This is a genomic window from Mesorhizobium sp. M1A.T.Ca.IN.004.03.1.1 (genome assembly GCF_003997555.1).
Taxonomy (GTDB): Bacteria; Pseudomonadota; Alphaproteobacteria; order Rhizobiales; family Rhizobiaceae; genus Mesorhizobium.
The window spans coordinates 1-267 of record NZ_RZTV01000408.1 but is presented as its reverse complement, the minus strand read 5'-3'; the positions used below and the strand labels follow the sequence as shown (position 1 = coordinate 267).

General features: G+C 65.9%; 1 protein-coding gene. It reads right to left on the bottom strand.

The annotated features are described in order from the left end of the window. Positions 1-267 (bottom strand): acyl-CoA dehydrogenase family protein (locus EOD29_RS32205; protein WP_206520563.1); only part of this gene is annotated, 267 nt, incomplete at both ends.

The window sequence follows — 267 nt, the reverse complement described above, 5'->3', positions numbered from 1 at the left end:
GAGCCGTTCGGCGATGCCAAGGCCCTTCGTGTCGGCCGGCACGATGAAGGCGGAAATCCCCTTGGCGCCGGGCGCCTCGCCGGTACGAGCGAAGACGACATAAAGATCGGCGATGCCGCCATTGGAGATCCAGGTCTTCTCGCCTGAGAGGACATAGCTGTCGCCTTCGCGCGTGGCCGTCATTTCCATGTTGGCGACGTCCGAGCCTGAGCGCGGCTCCGAAAGCGCGAAGGCGGAGATCGCCTCGCCGGCCCGCGTCCTTTCCAG